Source organism: Pseudoalteromonas sp. A3 (assembly GCF_025942345.1).
GTDB lineage: Bacteria > Pseudomonadota > Gammaproteobacteria > Enterobacterales > Alteromonadaceae > Pseudoalteromonas > Pseudoalteromonas atlantica.
This window is the reverse complement of the sequence record NZ_JAPCKL010000008.1, coordinates 66,925-84,257: the sequence shown is the minus strand read 5'-3', so window position 1 is coordinate 84,257 and position 17,333 is coordinate 66,925. Positions and strand designations below refer to the sequence as shown.

General features: G+C 41.0%; 15 protein-coding genes. 3 read left to right on the top strand and 12 right to left on the bottom strand.

The window, feature by feature from the left end; all coding sequences use genetic code 11:
• Positions 1-25 precede the first annotated feature (25 nt).
• A complete protein-coding gene (gene suhB / locus OIZ54_RS14370; protein ID WP_264390657.1) occupies positions 26-829 on the top strand; it encodes an inositol-1-monophosphatase in 804 nt (267 codons plus the stop codon).
• 53 nt (positions 830-882) lie between these two features.
• On the opposite strand, the gene OIZ54_RS14365 is transcribed toward suhB, so the two are convergent.
• The 7 genes from OIZ54_RS14365 to queA all read right to left on the bottom strand — a co-directional run bounded on the left by OIZ54_RS14365 (position 883) and on the right by queA (position 9,346).
• A complete protein-coding gene (locus OIZ54_RS14365; protein ID WP_264390656.1) occupies positions 883-1,692 on the bottom strand; it encodes a substrate-binding periplasmic protein in 810 nt (269 codons plus the stop codon).
• Between the two features lie 16 nt (positions 1,693-1,708).
• Complete coding sequence (locus OIZ54_RS14360; RefSeq protein ID WP_024031436.1) at positions 1,709-3,499, bottom strand: bifunctional diguanylate cyclase/phosphodiesterase; 1,791 nt, start codon at positions 3,497-3,499, stop codon at positions 1,709-1,711.
• A 318-nt stretch (positions 3,500-3,817) separates the two neighbouring features.
• On the bottom strand, positions 3,818-4,765 hold the full coding sequence (secF, locus tag OIZ54_RS14355; RefSeq protein WP_004587611.1) for a protein translocase subunit SecF: 948 nt from the start codon (positions 4,763-4,765) through the stop codon (positions 3,818-3,820).
• A gap of 9 nt (positions 4,766-4,774) precedes the next feature.
• Complete coding sequence (gene secD, locus OIZ54_RS14350) at positions 4,775-6,634, bottom strand: protein translocase subunit SecD (RefSeq protein ID WP_004587612.1); 1,860 nt, start codon at positions 6,632-6,634, stop codon at positions 4,775-4,777.
• Positions 6,635-6,653: 19 nt separating this feature from the next.
• Positions 6,654-6,989, bottom strand: a complete 336-nt coding sequence (yajC, locus tag OIZ54_RS14345) for a preprotein translocase subunit YajC (RefSeq protein ID WP_004587613.1) — start codon at positions 6,987-6,989, stop codon at positions 6,654-6,656.
• A 25-nt stretch (positions 6,990-7,014) separates the two neighbouring features.
• The gene (tgt, locus tag OIZ54_RS14340) at positions 7,015-8,139 is read right to left on the bottom strand and encodes a tRNA guanosine(34) transglycosylase Tgt (RefSeq protein ID WP_264390655.1); all 1,125 of its coding nucleotides are present in this window, start codon (positions 8,137-8,139) and stop codon (positions 7,015-7,017) included.
• Positions 8,140-8,314: 175 nt separating this feature from the next.
• Complete coding sequence (gene queA / locus OIZ54_RS14335; RefSeq protein ID WP_264390654.1) at positions 8,315-9,346, bottom strand: tRNA preQ1(34) S-adenosylmethionine ribosyltransferase-isomerase QueA; 1,032 nt, start codon at positions 9,344-9,346, stop codon at positions 8,315-8,317.
• A 201-nt stretch (positions 9,347-9,547) separates the two neighbouring features.
• Between queA and OIZ54_RS14330 the strand changes: the two genes are divergently transcribed.
• Both OIZ54_RS14330 and OIZ54_RS14325 read left to right on the top strand, forming a co-directional pair.
• Positions 9,548-12,079 carry an EAL domain-containing protein gene (locus OIZ54_RS14330; protein ID WP_096740223.1) on the top strand — a complete coding sequence of 844 codons (2,532 nt, stop codon included), beginning with the start codon at positions 9,548-9,550 and terminating at the stop codon, positions 12,077-12,079.
• A gap of 187 nt (positions 12,080-12,266) precedes the next feature.
• Positions 12,267-12,479: a hypothetical protein gene (locus tag OIZ54_RS14325; protein WP_024031438.1), complete on the top strand. Its 213-nt coding sequence runs from the start codon at positions 12,267-12,269 to the stop codon at positions 12,477-12,479.
• A gap of 119 nt (positions 12,480-12,598) precedes the next feature.
• On the opposite strand, the gene OIZ54_RS14320 is transcribed toward OIZ54_RS14325, so the two are convergent.
• The 5 genes from OIZ54_RS14320 to pstB all read right to left on the bottom strand — a co-directional run bounded on the left by OIZ54_RS14320 (position 12,599) and on the right by pstB (position 17,313).
• Complete coding sequence (locus tag OIZ54_RS14320) at positions 12,599-13,519, bottom strand: hydrogen peroxide-inducible genes activator (RefSeq protein WP_054983262.1); 921 nt, start codon at positions 13,517-13,519, stop codon at positions 12,599-12,601.
• 82 nt (positions 13,520-13,601) lie between these two features.
• Positions 13,602-14,870, bottom strand: a complete 1,269-nt coding sequence (locus tag OIZ54_RS14315) for an inorganic phosphate transporter (protein ID WP_024031439.1) — start codon at positions 14,868-14,870, stop codon at positions 13,602-13,604.
• Between the two features lie 40 nt (positions 14,871-14,910).
• The gene (locus tag OIZ54_RS14310) at positions 14,911-15,588 is read right to left on the bottom strand and encodes a TIGR00153 family protein (RefSeq protein ID WP_004587620.1); all 678 of its coding nucleotides are present in this window, start codon (positions 15,586-15,588) and stop codon (positions 14,911-14,913) included.
• 150 nt (positions 15,589-15,738) lie between these two features.
• The gene (gene phoU, locus OIZ54_RS14305) at positions 15,739-16,440 is read right to left on the bottom strand and encodes a phosphate signaling complex protein PhoU (RefSeq protein ID WP_004587621.1); all 702 of its coding nucleotides are present in this window, start codon (positions 16,438-16,440) and stop codon (positions 15,739-15,741) included.
• Between the two features lie 45 nt (positions 16,441-16,485).
• Positions 16,486-17,313, bottom strand: coding sequence for a phosphate ABC transporter ATP-binding protein PstB (pstB, locus tag OIZ54_RS14300; protein ID WP_004587622.1), 828 nt, complete (start codon positions 17,311-17,313; stop codon positions 16,486-16,488).
• Positions 17,314-17,333: the final 20 nt, after the last annotated feature.

Below are 17,333 nucleotides of genomic sequence, written 5' to 3'. Positions count from 1 at the left end.
TCTTTTACAACCCAAAGGTAATACCATGCATCCAATGTTAAACATTGCGGTTCGCGCTGCGCGCAACGCAGGCAAAATTTTACTTCGCGCAAGTGAAGATTTATCAAAAGTTGAAATTCAACAAAAAGGCACTAACGACTTAGTGACTAACATTGATAAAGAAGCCGAAGCCGTAATTCGTGATACAATTTTAAAATCTTACCCTGATCACTGCATTGTTGGTGAAGAACTAGGTGAGCACAAAGGCAAAGATGCAGATTACCAATGGATTGTTGACCCGCTTGATGGCACAACTAACTTCATCAAGGGTATCCCTCATTTCGCGGTTTCTATCGCACTTAAAGTAAAAGGTCGTTTAGACCAAGCTGTAATTTACGATCCAATTCGTGGCGAGCTTTTCACTGCATCTCGTGGTCAAGGCGCACAGCTAAACAGCAAGCGTTTACGCGTTACTAAAACCGTAGAATTAGCTGGTTCAATTTTAGCAACAGGCTTCCCTTTCAAACAAAAACACCACTTAGATGCATACACAGACGCGTTTAAAGCATTGTTTACACAAACTGCTGATATTCGTCGTGCAGGTTCTTCAGCGCTAGATATGGCGTATGTAGCTGCGGGCCGTGTTGATGGCTTTTTTGAAATTGGTTTAAAACCGTGGGACACAGCAGCAGGCGAGTTACTTGTAAAAGAAGCTGGCGGCATGGTTGTTGATTTTGCAGGTGGCGTTAACTACAACAATAGCGGTAACATTATTTGTGGTGCACCTAAGCTTACTCAAGCAATTATCCGTGAAATTCGCCCTGTATTACCTGAAGCGTTACTTCGCTAATAAAGTGCATGTAACCCTATTATAAAAAAGGAGCCTATGGCTCCTTTTTTGTTTTAAAAGTAAGGGTTATCGAGCTTTAGCTCCGTGGTATAACCTTTTGTGAAAGGGAGAGAGTTTATGTCTTTTACAAAATACTCATCAAATAACGCATCAAACTCTCCGCTGTTTTGCATGTTTTGCAACCCAAGCTCTATGGCTTGCGCTAAAGCTGGCTTACTACTTACAACAAAATAATAAATACCGGTGGGATAACTAATAAATAAATTAGGCACAATAACTAAGTTACTCTGCGCATTGGCAACAAGCTCAGAATTAACTTCGATAAATGAGCGAGGAAAGTAATCGATTCTGCCCCGGCTAGTAAGCGTAAACATAGCTTGATAGTTACTCAGCGGCCTTACATGTAAGCCGTTATAGGCCATTATTTTTGTATCTGGCCAATCATGCCCTTGCACTGCCGAGAGCTCACTTAATTGCGCCAAAGTGGTAATGCCTTTAAATTTCCCGACATTTTTTTTACTGGTTAATAAAACGCGCTTGCCTATAAAGCCTTTAAATAGCGGGACTTTAACGGCTATTGCCCGTGCCTCTCGTTCTGGGCTGCTCATGCTCCAATAAACATCTAACTCTGTTTTATCTAGCTCAATCAGGTCACGCTGTTGCTGTAAGCTCACTGGCTGCATTTTTATGTCTACAGGATAATTAGCCCGCTCTAGGGCTCGTGTTAATAGCTCACTTAGGTATTCTTCACGGGCATTTTGCACACTTTGCTTTTGAGCAACATTAACAATCTCTACCCCTTGCACAAAAAAACTAACCGCAAATAAAGCAAACCCACCAACAACTACTTTTAATGGCAACATAATAATTACCTATTTTTTATACCACCTGTTTATTCTCTGGTGCTAAGCGCACTACGGCAGGCGCAGGCTTTCTGCGCTTACAAATAAACAAATAACTATGGCGATACCGCTTAGCCTCTTTTTTAGCATCTGTTGCAAGTGCTGCAACTTGATGGCTGTTTTTACATTCTTGTAAGTCGGGCTCCACAAGGCCAATTGATAACGTAAGTAAAGGTACAAATTGCTTTTCTCCCTCACGATTTGTAGCCCAGTAGCCTTTGCTCTTAATGTGCTCAGGCGTAAAAAAAGTGCGTGATTGAAGTTCAAACTGCTCAATTATGGTATTACAAATATACACAGCATCTGATTGGTCAAACACAACCATAAAGTCATCACCACCTATATGTCCTACAAAGTTAGCACTGTTTTCGCATGCTTGCACGGTTACATCTGCCAATAATTTAATCACACTATCGCCACTGGCATAGCCGTATAAATCATTGAACTGCTTAAAGTGATTAAGATCTATATAGGCAAGCGAAAACGCACTTTGTGAGCGTAACCTTTGCTCTATTGCCTCATTGATCGCTACATTACCAGGGAGCATAGTGAGTGGATTAGCATGCTGGGCGTGACGAATTTTTTCTTCTGTTATGTGCTTTAAAATATCACGCAAAGGGGCAAGCCCTAGGTAACGTTTATTACGGGTGATCACAATATGGCGGCGAATATCAAAGTCTTGCTCTGTAATTTGCTGACTCACGGTATCAAGAAGTTGGTTTTCATCCACCACTAAAGGTTGTTTATCCATAAAGTCAGTTACGGGGCACTTGTCGTAAAGTGCATGGCCATAGGGCGCTGCAAACACCTCAGTAAGCTGATCTTTATGTAGTAATCCAACCGGTTGGCCGGCTTTATCTAAAACCGCTAGGCTCATCACGGCTTTGTCTTTTTCGAATAGCTTGTGGGCGTCTTTGCAACGGGTTTCGCTGTCTATTGCTTCTTGTGTAACAGCAAGCCAGCCAATCGCCATTGATTGATCAAACGTATTGCTTGGCTGTTTAAAGTTCAATGCTTGTAATTGCTCTGAGCTGTAATCAAGGCTTGGATTTGAGTTTGGTTTTTCCAGTAAAAAACCTTGTACGTTTGCTATTCCTAAGCTTTCAACATAGGCAAGCTCTTCTACTCTTTCTATGCCTTCGGCTATTACTGCGGTGTTTGTTGCTTTTGCGAGTACCGTAATCGATTTTAAAAACTCTTTTTTAACTTCGCTTTCATCGCAATGATCAATAAAGTAACGGTCGATTTTTACAAAATCGGGGCATAGTTCAGACCACTGTTTTAAGCCCGAGTAACCAGCACCTAAGTCGTCAATGGCAATGGTAAAACCAAGCTCGCGGTAGTGTGCAATTGTTTTTAATAATAAAAAACCATCGTCGACCTTTTCTTGCTCTGTCACCTCAATTACCACGCGGTTTGCTGCTAAACCAAACTGCTCTATTAAGTGCAAGGTTTCACCTTTTGGGTGGCAAGGGTCGAGCAAGGTTTTAGGGCTTACATTTAAAAATAACTTACCGTTTAGATTAAGCTTTACAAAGTTTTCAATTGCTTTTGAGCGGCATAATAGCTCAAGCTCTGAAATTAAAGCGTGTTCACTGGCCGCTTCAAACAGCCGGTTAGGCATTTCCAAAGGGCTGTTTTTAGGCCCTCGACTTAGCGCTTCGTAACCTATAATTGTTTGATTAGCTATATCAAAAATAGGCTGAAATAACGTGGTTATTTCACCGTTACTTAAAATGTACTCTAGTACTTTGCGCTGCATCGTCACTGCAAAACCTGATTGTCGTTTAATAGGGGCATTAAAGTAGCAAGCCTGTATGACAATTTTATGGCATTAGGCGCTATTGACCATTCAGGATTAAATTTGCTCAATTTAGGGGCGGTACAACCTCAGCACTAAGTTTATAGCCTAATATACTGTTAAATATTCAAACGTTATTGTAATGGCTTAATTATATAACCGGCTTTAGGCTTTAAGTTCAGCCTAAAAAGCGTGTACGTTTAATCTTAAAGGCAACCAAGCTCTATAAAACAGCGCGCAATAAAAAACCGCTCAATTGAGCGGTTTTATTTAGCGTTAACTCTATTACGGCAATGCGTCTAAGTCTGCGCCTTCTTTTTCAATTACCTCTGGTATTAAATCTTCTTTACTTACGCCCATGGTAATAGCTACCGAGCTTGCAACGTAAACTGAAGAATAAGTACCAATGAACACACCAAATAACAGGGCTGTAGCAAAGCCGTGAATGGTTTGTCCGCCCCACACAAATAGCGCAATCAATACCAAAATAGTGGTGATTGACGTTACAAGTGTACGGTTAAGTGTTTGCGTTAACGACATGTCGATAATTTCGATAGTGTCGTCGATGCGTACTTTACGGAAGTTTTCACGAATACGGTCAGATACAACAATAGTATCGTTAAGTGAGTAACCAATTACCGCCAATATTGCCGCTAAAATAGTTAAGTCAAACTCTAACCCTAATACAGAAAACAAACCAACTGTAATAATTACATCGTGTAATAGTGCACCTACCGCGCCCACAGCAAAACGCCACTCAAAGCGAAATGCCACGTAAATCAAAATACAAATAAGCGCAGTTAACATGGCAAGGCCACCCTGCTCTTTTAAGTCTTCCCCTACGCTTGGGCCTACAAACTCAATGCGGCGCATTACTACGCTCTCATCAGCTTGCTTTAAGGCAGTAATAACTTGGTTACCAATAACTTCGGCTTTTACTTCACTGCCACGCGGCGCTAAACGAACCAAAATATCTTGGCTAGAACCAAACAGCTGCACTGAGGCATCGGCAAACCCGTTTTCAGCTAATACTGAGCGTACTTTTTTCAAATCTGCAGGTTGCGAAAAACCAACCTCTACAGCGGTACCGCCAGTAAAATCTAAACCAAAGTTTAAACCTTTGATAAAAATTGAGGCAAACGACGCTAAAATTAATAGCGTAGAAAAACCCATAGCCACTTTACGAAGTGACATGAAACGTAGGGTTTTACCACCCAAACTTAAAATTTGCATGTCCGCTCCTTAAATTGAAAGTTTATCAATGCGCTTACCACCAATAAATAAGTTAATTACCGCACGGGTACCAACTATGGCTGTAAACATTGAAGTTAAAATACCAATTGCCAGTGTTACGGCAAAACCTGCAATAGGGCCAGTGCCCACTGCAAATAAAATAACCGCAGCAATTAAAGTGGTAATATTGGCATCAAAAATAGTACTAAAGGCGCTATCGTAACCAAAATGAACGGCTTGTTGAGGGCTGCGGCCATCGGCCAGCTCTTCACGAATACGCTCAAAAATAAGTACGTTAGCATCAACCGCCATACCCACTGTTAATACAATACCGGCAATACCTGGCAGCGTTAATGTGGCTCCTGGAATTAACGACATTACACCTACAATAAGCACTAAGTTAGCTGCTAGTGCAATGTTGGCAACTAAACCAAACCCTTTGTAGTAAATAAGCATAAAGGCAAGTACAAATGCAAAGCCAAGGGCTACCGCTGTCATACCGGCTTCAATGTTTTCTTGACCTAGGCTAGGGCCTACTGTGCGCTCTTCAACAATTTGAATTGGCGCTACTAATGCACCGGCGCGTAATAGTAAGCTTAAGTTGTGGGCTTCGGCTGGGTTATCAATACCTGTAATACGGAATGAGCGGTCAAGACGAGCTTGAATCGTCGCAACGTTAATAACCTCTTCTACCTTAATAGGTGGAAGTGCTTTACCGTCAGCATCTTTTTTACCCGATGGCTTGTATTCAATAAATACCGTTGCCATGCGCTTACCAATTGCACGCTTGGTAAAGGCATTCATTTTTGCCCCGCCTTTGCTATCTAAGGTAATGCTTACTTGTGGGCGCTGGTATTCGTCGTTTCCTGATTGTGCACCAGTGATATGGCTACCTTCAAGAATGACACGTTTTTTAAGTACCACAGGGTAGCCATCACGGCTCATGATCATTTCTGTGCCCGCAGGAATACGTCCTTGAGCAGCAGCACTTGGGTCTGCGTTTTCGTCTACTTCACGAAATTCAAGCGTGGCCGTTGCACCTAAAATTTCTTTAGCGCGTGCTGTATCTTGAACACCTGGCAGTTGCACAATAATACGCTCAGCACCTTGGCGCTGTACGTTAGGCTCTGCAACACCAATTTGGTTAATACGATTACGAATAATGGTTTCGTTTTGCTTAATAGCGTAGTCACGTATTTCTTTAAGCTTTTGCTCACTCATAGTGGCAAAAAATGCGCGATCGTTACTGCTATCATCAATGTATACGTTTAGTGGGTAGCGCGATGCTAAAAAGCGTTCAGCCGCTTCTTTATCTTCTTCTGTACGCATTTCTACACGCATACGTTCAGATCCCGCTACGCGACGAACACTACGGTAACGAAGTTTTTCTTCGCGTAGGTCGCTACGAAAATCTTGTTCCATTTGCTCTAGCTGATTATCTACCGCGGTTGCCATGTCGATTTCCATGGTGAAGTGAACACCACCACTTAAATCAAGACCTAGCTTCATAGGGTTACCACCCAATGATTTTAACCATGCAGGTTGCGCAGGTGCCATATTAATAGCAGAGATATAATCGTCGCTAAGAGAATTACGCAGTAAGTCTTGCGCTTTTAGCTGTTCTTCAACATTTTTAAAACGTACTAATACTTGGCCGCCTTCAAGCACGGTAGACTTAGCTGTTACATTATGTTGTTTGAGGGTTGCGTTTACTTTGTCTACTACACTGAGATCGACATCTGCGCCTTTTGCCCCCGAAACCTGAATGGCCGGATCGCGGCCATACAAGTTTGGAGAAGCATATAAAAGGCCAATGGCTACCACAGCTAAAACAAGTAAATACTTCCAAATTGGAAACTTGTTTAACACAGGCATGTCCTTTTTATTTTTATAGTGACTTCATTGTGCCTTTAGGCAATACAGCAGATACTGCCGATTTTTGTACTGTTACTTCAGCTTGCTCATTTAAAGAAATCACGATGAAATCTTTATCTTCAGTAATTTTAACAATTTTACCTACTAAACCGCCTTGGGTAAGTACTTCATCACCTTTAGCCATCGCGCTCATAAGGCTTTTGTGCTCTTTAACACGCTTAGCTTGTGGGCGGTAAATTAAAAAGTAAAAAACTAAACCGAAAATAGCTAACATAATTAGCATTTCCCAGCCACCACTTGCAGCAGGTTGACCAGCAGCGGCGTGTGCGTTTGAAATAAATAAACTCATAATACTTCCTCTATATTTTTAAATTTTAATTTATATCTGCAAGCTCTGGCACGTCTTGGCCACGGCTAGCATAAAAATCACTAACAAATTCTTCTAGTTTACCTTCGCTAATTGCATTGCGTAGGCCTTCCATAACACGCTGATAGTAACGTAAGTTATGGATTGTGTTTAGTCGTGCGCCTAAAATTTCGTTACATTTATCAAGGTGATGCAAATAAGCACGCGAATAATTTTTACAGGTATGACAATCACACTCAGGATCAAGTGGGCCAGTGTCTGTTTTATGTACTGCGTTACGAATTTTAATTGTACCTGTGGTAATAAATAAATGACCATTACGTGCATTACGGGTAGGCATTACACAGTCAAACATATCAATACCACGGCGTACAGACTCAACTAAGTCTTCAGGTTTACCTACACCCATTAAGTAGCGCGGTTTGTCTTCTGGCATTTTGTACGCACAATGATCAAGAATATTCATCATTTCGTTTTTAGGCTCACCAACCGATAGGCCACCTAATGCGTAACCATCAAAGCCAATTTCTTCTAGGCCTTTTTGTGATTGTGCACGTAACTCTGGGTACATACCACCTTGAATAATACCAAATAAGGCTGATGGGTTATCGCCGTGGCCTTCTTTAGAGCGCTTAGCCCAACGAAGCGATAGCTCCATTGAGTCTTTTGCTTCTTTTTCGGTGGCGGGATATGGCGTACATTCGTCAAAAATCATTACGATGTCTGAGCCTAAATCACGCTGTACTTCCATTGATTTTTCAGGCGACATCATAATTTGGTCACCATTTACCGGCGATTGGAACAACACGCCTTCTTCGGTAATTTTACGCATAGCACCAAGGCTAAATACTTGGAAACCACCTGAGTCGGTTAAAATTGGAAAGTCCCAATTCATAAAGTCGTGTAAATCACCGTGTTGTTTAATGATTTCAGTACCTGGGCGTAGCATTAAATGAAAGGTGTTACCCAAACAAATTTGCGCCCCTGTAGCTTTAACTTCATCTGGGGTCATGCCCTTAACAGTACCGTACGTACCTACTGGCATAAATGCAGGCGTTTCTATTACACCACGGTCAAAAATCAAGCGGCCGCGGCGCGCTTTTCCGTCGGTGCGGTCTAATTCAAATTTCATATCATCCTCAATGTCGGAAAAACAGTCCAACAAGCTATAATTTAACCGCTCGATTCTACCCTTTTTGCCCCGTTATTACTATTAGCTGCGCTAAATTCACTGCGTATTAGAGCAGGCAAATAAAAACCCAGCGTGCGAGCTGGGCTTTTAAAAACGGTACCGGATAAAAACGTGCTTATTTACGTGTTAAAAACATCGCATCGCCGTAGCTAAAAAAGCGGTACTTTTGTTCTATAGCCGTGTTGTACGCGCCCATAATGTTATCTTGGCCGCTAAAGGCACTTACTAGCATTATGAGGGTTGATTCTGGCAAGTGAAAGTTAGTCACCATGGCATCAACTACATTAAACTGATAACCCGGAAAAATAAAAATATCGGTATCGCCAAAATAGCTCTCTAATTTACCGCCGTGTACTTTTGCTGCCGACTCCAGCGAGCGCACAGAGGTAGTTCCCACAGCTATAACACGCCCACCGTTAGCTTTTGTATTAGCAACAGCGTGAACCACCTCATCAGGTACTTCAATATATTCAGAGTGCATGACATGCTCATCTACGCTTTCTACACGCACCGGCTGAAACGTACCTGCGCCAACATGTAGCGTAACAAACGCCATGTTTACGCCTTTTTGTTTTAGTGCCGCCATTAACTTATCGTCAAAATGCAGCCCTGCTGTAGGCGCTGCTACTGCACCGGGCTTTTCGCCATAAACGGTTTGATAACGCTCGCGGTCAGCTTCGGTGTCTGGGCGGTCAATGTAAGGAGGTAAAGGCATGTGGCCAATGTCGTTTAGAATATCGAGTACATTTTGGCTACGATCAAATTCAAGCTCAAATAACGTATCGTGACGCGCAATCATTGTCGCTTTTGCTTTGCCTTCTAAAATAACTTCGTTACCAGGCTTTAACGACTTACTTGCTCTTACATGGGCAAGTACGCGGTGTTCATCAACTACTCGCTCTACAAGTACTTCGACCTTACCGCCAGAGGCTTTTTGGCCAAACATACGGGCAGGAATAACGCGGGTATTATTAAATACTAATAAGTCACCTTCGTTTACTAAATCAAGTAGGTCGCTAAACACTTTGTGTTCAACGTTGCCAGTTGGACCATCTAGGGTTAGTAAACGGCTGCTGGTTCTGTCTTGTTTAGGAAAACGAGCAATTAATCCATCAGGTAAGTCAAAGCTAAAGTCAGCCACGCGCATAGTCGGTATTCCACATCATTAAAATCGCGCCAAGTGTATATCTATCCTCGGCTAAGCTCAAGATATCTAACACAGTTGAGAGGATTCGCCCTATTTTAGATACATTTGAGTAACTACTTTAAATAATCTTGTTCTTATTGGTAAATATCATTATTCTTACTCACCTTAAATAATGATGTTTCTAATTTCGGGGTTAAAAAAGTGGCAGGTAAGCTGAAGTTGCTCATTCTAAACGCAAGTAGTGAAGAACGCCGCACTATTCGCGCCACTTTAGGACATTTAAAGGTATTTGAATTCATAGAAGTAGCAGATAGCCAAGATGCGCTCACTCTGTTAAAAAAGCAGCCAGTAAACATGATTATTACGGGCTTGAGCGTGGGGAAAATAGATGGCTGGCGTTTTTCTCGCATGATCCGCTCAGGCTTACTTAAAACACCTAAAAACACCCCTATTTTACTTATTCCGCCTATTTATTGTGAGCGTATAGCTGAAACCACCGCTCGTAGTTATGGCATAGATGCCGTACTGCCCTTTGAGCACCAAGACATGTTACCGCAGGTTCTAGCCAATGTTCTGTCTACGCATTTAGAAAAAAGCAGTCGCCTTAATTTACTCTTGCTTGAACCAATAGCGCAAAAAGCCGATGAAATAGCTGAGCAACTTAAGCTCAATTTTGCCATTACCCATGTCACCACAAGCCAAAGTGCTCTCAGTGCCTATAATCAACAACAGTTTGCTATTGTCCTACTTGATGCAACCGCTTCACATGCGGGCACATCCGATAAGTTAGTCGAAGAAATACTGCAACATAACCCTAAACAAGCCATTGTAACTATTATTGATAATAACGATGCCGACTATGCAGAGCAGCTGCTGCTGTCCGGTGTTACCGACTTTATAAGAGCGCCATACGACCCGTCGTTTTTAAATAAAGTATGTGACCATGCTGCGCGCCGTGAAGACTTTATGGTTAGTTATGCTGAGTTTGCCCAAAAGGTTGAGCAGTTAAGTATTAGCGAAGTACGCTACAAAGAGCTGTTTTCGGCGCACCAACGTATTTTGCTGCATTTAAATACGGTGGTTTTAGAGCTCGACCAACAAGGTAAAATTCGCTTTATCAATCCTGCTTGGGAAACACTAAGTGGCTTTGGGGTTAAATCGTCTTTGCAAAAATCATTAATCGATTATTGCTCTGATGAGTGCCAAGTAAAACTCAATACGACCATTAACGATATTCTTAATGGCGGCATGCACCAGCAGCAAGTCGAGATTCAACTTAATCATAAAAATGGCAATCAGATTTGGGTGGAATGCCGCTTACAGCTAATAAAAAACAGCCGTAATAATGCCACCATTACTGCCACAATCGACAACATACACGAGCGTAAACAAGCTGAATTAAAGCTGCGCCACTTAGCCCTGCACGATACGCTAACAGGTTTACATAATCGTTATTATTTTGATCAACAACTCAATAAAATATGCCAAACCAAGCACACCTATGGTGATGTAGAGCACGCACTTATTTACATCGATTTAGATCATTTTAAAATAATTAACGACAGCAAAGGCCACCAACAAGGCGACATTGTACTAAAAGATGTAGCTCAATTATTTGAAGCAAACATTAGCGCTAAACATTTAGTGTGTAGAATAGGTGGTGACGAATTTGCTGTTATTTTAAAAAACACCCAACTGCTTGACGCTCACCTAATTGCAGAGAGTATTTGTAGCGCGATTGAACAGCACGAGTTTAAATCTGAAGACCAAGTGTATTCAATTAGCTGCTCTATTGGCTTAACGCAAATAACGGCTAAAAATTGCGACCCGAGTGAGTGCCTTAAGCAAGCCGATATTGCCTTATATATTGCTAAAAGTTTAGGCCGTAACCTAGTGCACTGCTACTCAAAAGATGATGCGCAAAATAACACCTTGCAAACCGGGCTTGAGTGGGGGCATGAGATTCGACAAGCACTTCAGCAGGATAACGTAGAGCTGCACTATCAGCCAATATGGGACTTTAAAGCCAATAAAGTGGCTTATTTTGAAGCGTTACTGCGTTTAAAAGTAGACGATAAACTTATTTTCCCTAATCAATTTATTCCCTCTCTTGAGCTGCTAAACGACACCTTTTTAATGGACCAATGTGTTATTCGCAATGCCATTGCTAGCGTGGCTGAGCACCCAGATTTAAATCAAGTGGCTATTAACCTCTCTGCTCAATCGTTTTTAGATGAGCGCTTATTGCCACATATAGAATCGAGCCTAGAAAAATACCACGTACCGCCTTCGCGTATTATTTTTGAAATCACCGAGTCTGCCTCAGTTAACAATTTAAAAGCCACCCGTAAAATGATAGAAAAACTAAACAGTTTAGGCTGTCATTTTTCTATTGATGACTTTGGTACAGGCTTTAGCACATTTAACTATTTAAAACAGTTACCTGCACAGCATGTAAAAATAGATGGCTCGTTTGTACGCGACATGATTAACGACCCTATTGACTTAGCACTGGTTAAGGCCATTAACGATATAAGCCGCTCCCTTGATAAGCGCTCTGTGGCAGAATACGTAGAAAGCGAAGAGATATTTTTTGCACTAAAAGAGATTGGTGTTGACTACGGACAAGGCTATTTTATTGCCCGTCCTGTGCCTGTAGAAAAAGTACAATCGACGCTTAAAATTATTTACCAGAAGAAACCTTTTATCCAACAACACACTAGCGCCAGCTAAACATTTTTAAACAGTTTTAAGCATTTTATTACTATCATTATTGCACTTATTGCCTATACTTTACGTACCACTTAGTAAATGTCTTGTTATTTTGATGATTTAACAATAAAAACATGACATTACCTATAAGCATACATGACTAGCAATTACATAGAGGTTAAAGCTTGTCAGGTTTAAGGAGGAAGGTATGGCGCAGTTGATTATTTTACTTCTCGTAATACATTGTGTAATTGCGTATCAGTGCTACCGGTACGCGCAGCTAAAGGGCTACCCAGTAGGCGTATTTGCTACTTTAGGCCTACTCCCGTATTTTAATGTAGTGGTTTGGATTTACTTGCTTTTTCTACCCGAACTCGAACCCTTTGAAAGCCAAACACATAGCAAACAGCAGCCCTTGTAGGCTGCTGTTTTGTTTATGCTACGCGAGTGCTTAATAGTGACCAATAACCACACTGCACAAACCCTGTTTACCTAAAACAGCATATTACTGCTGCACTTTAACCTTAAAGGTAAATAGGCTTAACTCTCAAAATCTAAGCTACATTGGCGAGCTAAAAACACTTCTAGCTGTTGGCTGAATAACTTAAAGTCGCGAATTCTTCCTGTGGTTTTACGCCACAATATGCCTATATCTCTGTAGGCATCGCCTTGCGATGGGGTTGCTATCATGTTTTTATCTTTAAGAATGCCCGCATTAATCGCCATTTGCGGTAAAAATGTAACCCCCAACTGATGCTCTACCATGCTTAATAAGGTATGTAAGCTTGCAGCTTCAAAAGGATTAATACAGCTTGAGCGGTTTAAGTGGCACGCACTCAATGCATGCCCCGTCATACAATGCTCTCGCTCTAATAAAAACACACTAGCATCGGGTAGCAAGTTAAAGTCTTCAACGCCTTTAGCAGGGCTGTAATCTTTATGGTGCACTAAACTAAAGTGATCTTTAGCCAATACTTGAGTATGAAACTTCTCCGTTTGGTACGGTAAGGCTAATAAGGCTAAATCAATATGGCCGTGTTCAAGCTTATCTAATAACTTGTCGCTGGTATCTTCAACAAGTACCAACTCTAAATCACAAAAGGTTTGCTTACAAAAGTGATACAAAGGCGCCGCTATGAAGCTGGCGATAGTGGGTATAACCCCTACCACTAACTTGCCATTGAGTGGCGTTAAAAAGCTTTTGGTTAGCTCTTTTAAACTAATTGTATCGTTAATAATTTTACGAGAGCGCTCCACGACCTCTTCACCAATACTGGTAAACATAAGGCTGCGATTTTCTCGCTCAATTAGCTGACAACCGAGTGTTTCTTCAAGGTTTTGAATTGCACTGCTTAAAGTAGATTGCCCAATAAAGCACGCACTTGCTGCACGGCCAAAATGCTGGTGCTGATGTACAGCTAATAAATACTGTAGCTGTTTAATACTTGGTAGGTTGGTCATTTTTTCTTTCCACAAATAAAAAGACCCCAACACCTAGGGCGTTGAGATCTTTTCAAGCTAAAAGTCTTTGAGTACTTTTTTGTTAAACCCCAAACGCGGTTCTTAGTACGTAGAAAATAACAATAGCAAGGGCAGCGCCAACTGGCAATGTAATTACCCAAGAAACTACAATGTTTCTGATAACACCCATGTTAAGTGCAGCAATACCACGTGCCATACCTACACCTAATACCGCACCAACTAAGGTTTGTGTAGTAGAAATTGGCATACCTGTACCTGATGCAATAACAACGGTAGACGCAGCAGCTAATTCTGCAGCAAAACCACGGCTAGGCGTTAAGTGAGTAATACCTTCACCTATCGTTTTAATTACCTTTTTACCTAAAATAGCAAGACCGGCAACAATACCAAAACCACCTAGTGGTAAAATCCACCAAGCAATAGCCGCTTTTTTAGCAATTTCACCGTTGCTTTCAACAATGTTCACAACCGCAGCAAGTGGACCAATTGCATTCGCTACATCGTTTGAGCCATGCGCAAACGCCATACAACACGCTGTTAATACCATTAATACCGCAAATACTTTTTCTACGTTATTAAATTGCATTTGTTTATCGGCTTTAGGGTCGATATTTAAACGTGAAATCGCAATTTTACCAATAATAGCTACAATCACAGCAATCGCGATCGCAATTAAATAACCTTCAGTAGCGCCTAGGTTAATACCTATATGCTTTAAGCCTTTTTTAATTGTTACTAGCGCCATAATAAAGCCCGCTAAACCCATGTACAAAGGTACAAAGCGTTTTGCGTTTTTAAGCGGTGCATCAGTATCAAAAATCAGCTTTTGCGCACTCATAAAGATTAAGTAAGCAATAAAGCCCGAAATAGCAGGTGTAATAATCCAGCTGCCTACAATACCACCTACTTTATTCCATTGAATAGCCTCTGTACCCACTGCAACTAATGCAAAACCAATGATTGCACCAATAATTGAGTGAGTTGTTGAAACAGGCCAACCTAAAAATGAGGCAATTAATAGCCAAGTACCTGCTGCAAAAAGTGCAGAGATCATACCTAAAACCATTAAATCAGGGAGAGCAGCAAAAGGCGCAGCATCAATAATACCTTTACGGATTGTTGATGTAACCTCACCACCTGCTAAGTAAGCACCAGCAAATTCAAAAATCATAGCAATAATAATTGCTTGTTTAATTGTTAACGCTTTTGAACCTACCGAAGTACCCATCGCATTAGCAACGTCGTTCGCGCCAATACCATAAGCCATAAAAAAGCCGACTGCTGCGGCAATTAAAACTAATACCGTGCCGTAAGATGCAATGATATCCATTGTGTAACCTTAATCTTTCGTTTGAACTGATTTTTATAAATTAACGAGCTAGCATCAGCTCAAGACGTGATCCTACGCGCTCTGCAATATCTGCAAGTTCGCCAACCCATTCAATTATTTTGTATAAAAACATAACATCAATTGGGTTTAGCTCGCTTTCTACATCGCGTAGTTGGCGGCGTACTTTAATTTGCATTTCATCCGTGTCTTGTTCTATGGCATCCAATTCTACGAGCATTTTTTCTACTAAAGTCACCTCGCGACCTTTAAAGCCCGTTTCTAACAATTCTTCTAACTCATTAATTGCTTTTGATGCTTGTTTAGTCGCATCAACACAACGTGTTAGATAAGCTAAAAAGTCTGCTTGCATAGCACTAGGAATTGTCATTTCACGGCCAATTACGCGCCCTGCAATGTCTTTAGCCTTATTTGCTATTTTATCTTGTTGAGTTACGAGTTCGAGCAGATCTGTACGCTCTACCGGCATGAATAAACCACGCGGTAATTGTAAGCGTATATCTCTTTTCATATCATCAGCTTCACGCTCTAAATTACGAATAGTTAAGCGAAGCTCTTCTGCTTGCTGCCACTCTTCTTTAAATACGTGATTAAAAAAAGGTATCAAGGCTTTACTTGCTTGATGAACCTTCTTGATGTGTTCTTCCATTGGTTTGATAGGAGATTTTGCAAATACTCCTAAAAACGCGTTTGTAGGCATAACTGACCCTTTAATCAAATTGATATGCTTTGCAGCATGAATTTTACAGTATTAGCCGCGATTGTGAACGCTTTTTATTATTTCATCATGGCTAACAATGCATAAAGCGGCACTAAGCCGCTTTAATAAAAAAGAATGATAGATAAAAACCTACAACGATTTTTCTATATCTTCTTGAGATGTATGACGAATATCTTTGCCGTTAACAAAATAAATAATGTATTCCGCAATATTTTGGCAACGGTCGCCAATACGCTCTAATGAACGTACAGACCATACTAAATCCATAATTTTAGGAATTGAGCGTGGGTCTTCCATCATGTAAGTCATAATTTGACGCGTGATTGCTTCATATTCACGGTCAACTTTTGCATCTTCTTTATGTACTTCAAAGGCGCGTTGTACATCCATGCGCGCAAACGCATCAAGTACATCGTGTAGCATTTTTAAAACTTGGCGACCCATGTTTTCAATATTCACTAATAAATCTTGCTGATCTTTAGTAAATGAATCAAGTGCAACTTTAGCAATGCGCTCTGCTTCATCGCCAATGCGCTCTAAATCGGCAATCGTTTTTGCAATAGCAATTACTAAGCGTAAATCGCTCGCTGCAGGCTGACGACGAGCAATGATGCGCGTACATTCATCATCAATGCTAACTTCCATTGCATTTACTTTGTAATCGTTCTGGCGTACTTTTTGTGCCAGTTCAGCATCATTGCGACTTACTGCATCTAATGCACTGCTTAGCTGCTGCTCAACTAGGCCACCCATGTTAAGTACATGGTTACGAACATTTTCTAGCTCTTGGTTAAAGCGCCCAGAAATATGCTTATTTATATTATGTTCCATAATTACCTTCTCTTAAATTCGTTTACAACACTAAAACGTATACGACTAGCCGTAACGGCCTGTAATGTAGTCTTCCGTTTTCTTTTTGCTTGGCGTTGTAAATAAGGTATTTGTGTCTGAGTATTCAATCAACTCGCCCATGTACATAAAGGCCGTTTGATCAGATACACGCGCTGCTTGTTGCATGTTATGTGTCACAATAACAACGGTAAATTTGTTCTTTAAATCGTTAATTAGCTCTTCAATAACCAAAGTAGAAATTGGATCAAGTGCCGATGTTGGTTCATCAAGTAATAGTACTTCAGGTTCAATCGCAATTGAACGGGCAATAACTAAACGCTGTTGCTGACCACCTGATAGGCCAAATGCACTATCGTGTAATCTGTCTTTTACTTCATCCCATAAAGCCGCACCGCGAAGTGATTGTTCTACCACTTCATCTAGCTTACGCTTTTCTTTAATACCTTGTAAGCGTAGGCCATAAACCACATTTTCATAAATTGATTTAGGAAATGGGTTAGGACGCTGAAACACCATACCCACGTTACGACGAAGCGCGGCTACATCTACACTTTTATCGTAAATGTTTTGGCCGTGAAGTAATATTTCACCTTCAATACGACACACATCAACTAAATCGTTCATGCGGTTAATACAACGCAATAGCGTTGATTTACCACAACCAGATGGACCGATAAACGCCGTAACTTGGCCTTTCGGAATATTCATATTTACTTTGCTAAGCGCTTGCTTTTCACCATAGTAAAGATCAAGGTCCTTAATCTCTAACGCTTTTTGGTCATCAGTTAAGTTTTCTAAGTCTAACTTCAAGCTTTTGTTAGCTTGGTTTACTTGTGGAGCGACTGTAATCATGTTTGTTACCTATAATTCTT

What these genes read in the sequence shown, in the direction of transcription:
- suhB (WP_264390657.1), top strand. Translation starts at nt 26, where the DNA reads ATGCATCCAATGTTAAACATTGCGGTTCGCGCTGCGCGCAACGCAGGC.
- OIZ54_RS14365 (WP_264390656.1), bottom strand. Translation starts at nt 1,692, where the DNA reads ATGTTGCCATTAAAAGTAGTTGTTGGTGGGTTTGCTTTATTTGCGGTT.
- secF (WP_004587611.1), bottom strand. Translation starts at nt 4,765, where the DNA reads ATGCAAATTTTAAGTTTGGGTGGTAAAACCCTACGTTTCATGTCACTT.
- yajC (WP_004587613.1), bottom strand. Translation starts at nt 6,989, where the DNA reads ATGAGTTTATTTATTTCAAACGCACACGCCGCTGCTGGTCAACCTGCT.
- tgt (WP_264390655.1), bottom strand. Translation starts at nt 8,139, where the DNA reads ATGAAATTTGAATTAGACCGCACCGACGGAAAAGCGCGCCGCGGCCGC.
- queA (WP_264390654.1), bottom strand. Translation starts at nt 9,346, where the DNA reads ATGCGCGTGGCTGACTTTAGCTTTGACTTACCTGATGGATTAATTGCT.
- OIZ54_RS14325 (WP_024031438.1), top strand. Translation starts at nt 12,267, where the DNA reads ATGGCGCAGTTGATTATTTTACTTCTCGTAATACATTGTGTAATTGCG.
- OIZ54_RS14320 (WP_054983262.1), bottom strand. Translation starts at nt 13,519, where the DNA reads ATGACCAACCTACCAAGTATTAAACAGCTACAGTATTTATTAGCTGTA.
- OIZ54_RS14315 (WP_024031439.1), bottom strand. Translation starts at nt 14,870, where the DNA reads ATGGATATCATTGCATCTTACGGCACGGTATTAGTTTTAATTGCCGCA.
- OIZ54_RS14310 (WP_004587620.1), bottom strand. Translation starts at nt 15,588, where the DNA reads ATGCCTACAAACGCGTTTTTAGGAGTATTTGCAAAATCTCCTATCAAA.
- phoU (WP_004587621.1), bottom strand. Translation starts at nt 16,440, where the DNA reads ATGGAACATAATATAAATAAGCATATTTCTGGGCGCTTTAACCAAGAG.
- pstB (WP_004587622.1), bottom strand. Translation starts at nt 17,313, where the DNA reads ATGATTACAGTCGCTCCACAAGTAAACCAAGCTAACAAAAGCTTGAAG.